This is a genomic window from Methylobacterium brachiatum (assembly GCF_020523825.1).
In the GTDB taxonomy this organism is placed as follows: domain Bacteria; phylum Pseudomonadota; class Alphaproteobacteria; order Rhizobiales; family Beijerinckiaceae; genus Methylobacterium; species Methylobacterium brachiatum.
The window spans coordinates 39,627-45,691 of record NZ_JAJALK010000029.1; the positions used below are offsets into that span (position 1 = coordinate 39,627).

7 protein-coding genes are annotated in these 6,065 nt (G+C 64.7%); 1 reads left to right on the forward strand and 6 read right to left on the reverse strand.

Going from position 1 to position 6,065, the window contains the following annotated elements; translation table 11 throughout:
- Nucleotides 1-8 precede the first annotated feature (8 nt).
- The 4 genes from LGR69_RS30710 to LGR69_RS30725 form a co-directional block, all read right to left on the reverse strand.
- Nucleotides 9-1,358: an efflux RND transporter periplasmic adaptor subunit gene (locus LGR69_RS30710; RefSeq protein ID WP_122163215.1), complete on the reverse strand. Its 1,350-nt coding sequence runs from the start codon at nucleotides 1,356-1,358 to the stop codon at nucleotides 9-11.
- Between the two features lie 137 nt (nucleotides 1,359-1,495).
- Nucleotides 1,496-1,891: a hypothetical protein gene (locus LGR69_RS30715; RefSeq protein ID WP_230368425.1), complete on the reverse strand. Its 396-nt coding sequence runs from the start codon at nucleotides 1,889-1,891 to the stop codon at nucleotides 1,496-1,498.
- A 163-nt stretch (nucleotides 1,892-2,054) separates the two neighbouring features.
- A complete protein-coding gene (lspA, locus tag LGR69_RS30720) occupies nucleotides 2,055-2,519 on the reverse strand; it encodes a signal peptidase II (RefSeq protein WP_230368427.1) in 465 nt (154 codons plus the stop codon).
- Between the two features lie 173 nt (nucleotides 2,520-2,692).
- Nucleotides 2,693-4,888: a heavy metal translocating P-type ATPase gene (locus LGR69_RS30725; RefSeq protein WP_230368429.1), complete on the reverse strand. Its 2,196-nt coding sequence runs from the start codon at nucleotides 4,886-4,888 to the stop codon at nucleotides 2,693-2,695.
- An 81-nt stretch (nucleotides 4,889-4,969) separates the two neighbouring features.
- Here LGR69_RS30725 and LGR69_RS30730 point away from each other — a divergent pair, with 81 nt between their 5' ends.
- Nucleotides 4,970-5,386: a MerR family transcriptional regulator gene (locus LGR69_RS30730; RefSeq protein ID WP_230368431.1), complete on the forward strand. Its 417-nt coding sequence runs from the start codon at nucleotides 4,970-4,972 to the stop codon at nucleotides 5,384-5,386.
- Here LGR69_RS30730 and LGR69_RS31965 read toward each other — a convergent pair.
- Together LGR69_RS31965 and LGR69_RS30735 are read right to left on the reverse strand one after the other, a co-directional pair.
- Nucleotides 5,371-5,499: a hypothetical protein gene (locus tag LGR69_RS31965; protein ID WP_268868898.1), complete on the reverse strand. Its 129-nt coding sequence runs from the start codon at nucleotides 5,497-5,499 to the stop codon at nucleotides 5,371-5,373. The genes LGR69_RS30730 and LGR69_RS31965 overlap by 16 nt on opposite strands.
- On the reverse strand, nucleotides 5,499-6,065 hold a 567-nt coding region (locus LGR69_RS30735; protein ID WP_230368432.1), incomplete at its 5' end, for a DUF4396 domain-containing protein. The genes LGR69_RS31965 and LGR69_RS30735, both read right to left, overlap by 1 nt.

Below are 6,065 nucleotides of genomic sequence, written 5' to 3' on the forward strand. Positions count from 1 at the left end.
CTCCTCGGTCAGTCGTTATCGCCGGATGCGCTCTTGCCGAGCTCAGCCTTGAGAAGGAACGTGTTGCCGACTGCGATCTCCTCACCCGGCGAGAGACCAGAGACGATCTCGACCGCCTCATCGTCGGTTCTGCCGACCTCGACGTTCCGTTTCTCGAAACCCTCTGGCGTGCGTACGAAGGCCACGCGTTTGCCATCGATTGTCTGCAGCGCCGCCTTTGGAACCCGCACGGCGACTTCGTCCTGTGCAATTTCGACCTCGGCCGTAACGAAGGTGCCCGGCCGCCAAGTCATGTCCTTGTTGGGCAGCGCGACGATGACCCGAGCGGAGCGCGTATCCGGATTGAGGATCGGGCTGACGAAGACGATCTTGCCCTCGGCACGCTTGTCCTCGTCGCTTTGACTCGGGACGACGACGACGCGCGCGCCTTCCTTAACCTTCGCCAGTTCGGTGGTCGGCACCGCGAGCTCGATCCAGACGGAAGACAGATCGGCGACCGCATAGAGATCGGCCGGATCGCCTTGACCACCGACCGTGGTGCCCACATCGACCTTGCGCTCGACCACCCGCCCCGTCAGGGGAGAGCGCAATTCGTACTGGCGCAGGCTCGACAGGTTAGGGGTGGTCTCGTCCTTTTTCGCCGAGGTCGCGACCTCGCCGGCGTTGAGCCCAAGGGCCGAGAGCTTCTGCCGGGCGAGATCGACGCGCAGTTGCGCTTCCGTGTACACGGCCCTCGCGTTGAGGAAGGCGGATTCCGCTGAAATCCGCTTGTCCCAGAGCGCCTGCTGCCGGTCGAAGTTCGTCTTCTCCAGCTCCGCCTTGACGGTGGTCGTCAGGTACTCGCTCTTGGCGTCGGCAACCTCGCGGCTGTCGAGCACGGCGACGACCTCGCCCTTCCGTACGAAATCGCCCAGGCGCTTGCGCATCTCAGCGACGGTCCCGACGACCCGAGCCGGTACGCGCGCGATCCGGTCGGCGTCCGGCGTGATGGTGCCCGGAACTGTCAGGTGGCGGGCGAGCGTACCACCTTCGACCTGCGCGAGCGTGATATCCTGCCTTGCGGCCTGCTCCGGCTGCATCTTAATCACGCTCTCCTCGGCGTGCTTCTCTCCTCCTTTGTGCTCAGGTCCGTTCGCAGGCCTTTCGACCCCGGCCTTCTCAACATGCTGGGAACCGGGCTCGGCTGTGTGTTCCGGAGCCTCTGCTTTGGAAGCCCCATCGCTAGCGGCAGGGGGCGGCAGGAGCTTCGATATGCCGACCGTGGCAAGGGCGCCCTGGATGAACTCGGACACCGGTGGCACCGCACCGCCGATGGCGATGCCGGTGGCCAGGATGGCAACGGATAAGAGAATGCGCATTGGGCCTGTCAATTCGACCGGGACGCCGATTGGCCGCCTCCTGGGCGGTGACGGTCGCTACCGCGTGTTCATCTGAGGTGCATCGATGGACCCGGTGAGGAGCCGGGCAGTCTGCGCCGCTTCGTGGCGCGCTCACCTTACGTGCGAGGAGGTCTGGACTGGCGCTTTAGCCAGACCGACGCGAGCGCACCGATGGACTTAATCAGGTTCGGTTCTGTTCCTTCCAAAGATGGCATCTCGGGCACGCCGTCTACCGTGATGGCTTGGTGGCAGCTACAGTGAACATGACAGACGATATCTCGGTCGGACGCGCCTGAGGCAAAACCATCAGCAGATGAAATCACCGGCAGTTCTATTCCAGCCTGAGTTTGACTATCCAGGTAGGCGATGTCGGTTGCCAAACTCCAATCGGGAGCGGCGATGGCTAGAACAAGCGCGAGCGAAAGCAGGCGCAAGGCGATTGCTCGCCAGCCACGCCCTGCAAAGATCCGAGATGGTCTTAGCGAAGACCGATGCTGTTGCCGCAGATGCATGCTGGCTATCCTGGCGGGACGAGAGCGTCAGTAGGACAGCCAGCCTGAGCGTCCTTCTTGCAGCACGTCAGGCTCACCTCAGGTGAGGGCACAAGAGCCTGAAGCCGTTGAGACGAAATGGCTTGGTTCGATAAGACCGCGCAGGCCTGACAGGCAGGACGCTTCATCGCGTCAGACCTCCAGGAACGCCGGTGCGGTGGAACCAAACCGGAAGCGCGTCCAAGATCAGCAGGACGACGCCAGCGGAAATCCAGACGTCGGCAAGGTTGAACGTAAACCAGCGGATGCCCGCCGTGTGCAGGTCGAGGAAGTCGGTGACCGTCCCATTGATGAAACGGTCGAGGACGTTAGCGACAGCCCCGCCAGCAATCGCGGAAAACCCGTAGCGGCGGAGCGCTTCGGTCGCATTCAGGGCCCACCAGATCACGAGGCAGGCGAGCGCGCTCTGTATTCCAAGAAGAACTAAAATGGAGGCCGGATCGTGCGCCTGGAACAGGCTGAAGCTGATACCCCGGTTGAAGGCGAGGCTCAGGTCGAGCATGGGCATCAGGTTCCGAGCGACGCCACCGGCGAGCAGCTCCATGGCCACCACCTTCGTCACCAGATCGATGGCGGCAGTGACTGCCACCACGGCCACTACGGTCGCGACTGGAAAAATCCGGTTCAGCGCGACCGTGGCAGGTTCGCGCCACCGGTCCTTGACAGCGCCGGTGACCTCAGCGCTCCGGGGGGCATCATGCGACGGATGGGCTCTGCTCTGGCCATCGAGGCCATGTATCGGTGACCGTGACGGTGACATCATCAGGCCTTCAAGAGTCGCAATGCGTTCGCGGTTACCAGTACGGTCGCGCCCGTATCCGCCAAGACAGCAGGCCACAGGCCGGTGATGCCGGCGAGCGTGGTCAGCAGGAACACCGCCTTCAGGCCGAGGGCGATGGCAACGTTCTGATGAATGTTCCCGAGCGTCGCCCGAGAAAGCGCTACCAACGCCGCCACGTCTCCAACACGGTCATTCAGCACTGCCGCGTCGGCCGTCTCCAGAGCCGCGTCGGTCCCGCCCCCCATCGCTATCCCGACGTTTGCGGCGGCCAGGGCCGGGGCATCGTTGATCCCGTCGCCGACCATCGCCACCGGTGCCACCGACTTCAGCGCCGCGATCTCAATAAGCTTGTCCTGCGGCAGAAGCTCGGCTTTCACATCCAGACCGAGCTCGGTCGCGATCGCCTCGCCCGTGCGCCGGTTGTCTCCCGTGAGCATCACGCTGCGCACGCCCAACTTACGCAGAGCCTCGATCCCCGCGGCTGCATCGGCGCGCGGCTCGTCCCGGACCGCGATGGCCCCCAGGACCTCGCTTCCGCGAATGACGATGACCACGGTCTTGCCGCTCGCCTCAAGCCTCGCGACCACGCGGTCGGCTTCAGGGTCGAGACGGGCGACCTCTAAGGTGTAGCGCGGGGAGGCGACGAGCACCGTCTGACCCATGACCGTAGCCTGCACCGCCTTGCCGGGGATGGCCCGCGCGTCACGGCTCGGCCGGAGCGGCACTCCGTCGTCACTTGCCCGGTCGAGAATGGCTCGGGCGATAGGATGGCTCGATCCGTTCTCCACGGCGGCGGCGAGGCCGATGACGGAACGTTCCGACGCATCCGGGCCCATAGGCAGGATATCCGTGACGCGAGGATGTCCCGCTGTCAGCGTTCCCGTCTTGTCGAACGCCACCGTGCGTACGCGGCCGATGGTCTCCAGCGCCGCGCCGCCTTTCACGAGGAGCCCGCGCCGTGCCCCAGCGGCGAGGCCGGAGGCGATGGCCGCCGGTGTCGAGAGCACGAGCGCGCACGGGCAGGCGATGAGTAGAAGCGCCAGACCCCGGTAGATCCAAGTACCCCAGTCGGCGCCGAGCAACAGCGGCGGTGCGAGCGCTGCGAGGGCTGCGAATAGGAGTGCGAGAGGCGTATAGATTGCACTGAACCGGTCGATGAAGCGCGCCGTGGGCGACTTGGAGGCCTGTGCCTCCTCGACCAAATGCAAAATGCGAGCAATCGTGTTGTCTGCGATGGTCTTGCTCACCCGGACCTGCAACGCGCCGTCCGCGTTGATGCTGCCTGCGTAGACCGGGTCGCCGGCCTGCTTGGCCTTCGGGATCGACTCGCCGGTAATGGGGGACTCGTCGAGGCTCGACACCCCGTCTGTCACCACGCCGTCAGCGGGTACGCGGTCTCCAGGCCGCACCACGACGGTCTGCCCGATGGCCAGGGACATGACAGCCACCTCGCGGACGGAGCCGTCCACCGCGTCTACGAGGCGGGCGGTCTTCGGCACGAGGGCGGCAAGCGCCTTGATGCCGGCGCGTGCGCGACCGGTCGCAACGACTTCCAGCATCTCGCCGATCGTGAAGAGCAGCACGACGATGGCGGCCTCCTCGGCCGCATGAATGGCGAGCGCTCCCGCGGTCGCAACCGACATCAACATCTCGATGGAAAAGGGAGAACCGTTGCGAGCCGCGGCGAGCGCACGGCGTCCGTAATAGGCAAGCCCCAGGAGCGCGCCCGGCCAATAGGCGAACTCGCCCGCGACCCCGGGCTGAATGCGCTCGAAAAGGAAGCCAGCGAGGAACAGGCCACCAATAACGAAGCCGAGCGTTGCCTGTCGGCTACGCCACCAAGACGGATCACCCTCAATGACGGCGTCGGTCGGAAGCTCTGAGCCCGCCGCCCGCGCCTCGGCGAGCTCCGCAGCCGTCGGCAGGGAAGCGACGCCGTAACCCAGCCCTTTGATACGTTCCTCTAGGATGGTGCGCGACGTTGCGGCCTCATTGAGTGCGAGGTCGAGAAACTGCCCGTGGTAGTTCACACGAACGTTCTCAGCGCCCGGCAGGCGCGAAACAGCAGTCTCAATCTTTCCTGCGCAGCTCGGGCAATCCATGCCCTTCACCCGGTAGCGCAGCACTTTGGCCGCATCGGCCGACGGTACGGGATCCGCGAATGCGACCTGATTCATAGCGGGCTCCGTATGCCCGGCCTCTTGGCCGAACGGGAAGGCCACCTACATGCACCCTGTAGCAACTATAGGGTCAAGACCATGTCGCGAGCCTCAGCGCTGACCATCGGCGATCTCGCCGCCGCCACCGGGACCAAGGTTGAGACAGTCCGCTGGTACGAACGTGTCGGCCTGCTTCCGGCGCCGCCGCGCACCGAGGGAAATTATCGGGCCTATGATGCCGGGCACTTGCGGCGGTTGGGCTTCATTCGGCGCAGTCGAGAGCTAGGCTTCACCGTGGCGCAGGTCCGTGAGCTTCTTGATCTTGCCGATCAGCGCGACGGTTCCTGTGGGCAAGTGGACTTTCTTGCCCGCGCGCACCTTACAACGGTCGAGCAAAAGATTTCCGACCTAATGAGGCTCGCGCATGAGCTACATGAGATGATCGGCCAGTGCGACTGTGGCACCGTCGCTGAATGTCGTATTATCGACGCCCTGTCTCCTCATAGCTCCATGTAACTGTTCGCGCTGATGTTGGCCAGGGTCCGGCGGGAGAGCTCGACCATCCACGCCACGTCGGCGATGCGCCAGTGCAGCACCGGCAACGAGGCCGACCAGCATGCACCCCGCATCAGGATACCGCGCGCATACTCGCGTGACGGCCTGACCCATGCTCGCGCTCACCTTGCTCCGGCATGTGCTCGTGGCCCTGGCCGTGCTTCCAACCGATGGAGACCAGCCAGAGGTTCATGGGGTAGGTCAGGATAAATCCGGCCAGTAGGCCGATCGCCCCGAGCATCCAGAACGCGGCAGTGTCCGGTTGTGGGGGCTGCCCGACGAGCGCCGGCGTGAGCAGGCGCATCGCTGAACCCATCCCGACCATCACCGTGATCATGGAGAAGAACTCGGCGCGTCCTCCCATCCAGAGCGACATCAGCCAGCCATTGCCCTGGAGGCGCATGGCCCAGGTCTGGAAGATGAACCACCCGAACGCGTAGCCGACCGCGTACTCGAACCAGAACTCCTGCCAGAAGCTGAAGCCCAAGAGACGGGCAGCCACCATGGCCGTCATGATGCCCAACCCGTCGCCGCCTACGCAGTGGATGGCCGAGGCCACTACCTGTAGCGGCGCGCAATCGAACTGTGGCGGAGGCGCAATCGAGGGCGTTTTCCGGCGCACGATCGGTGAGACTGGAGA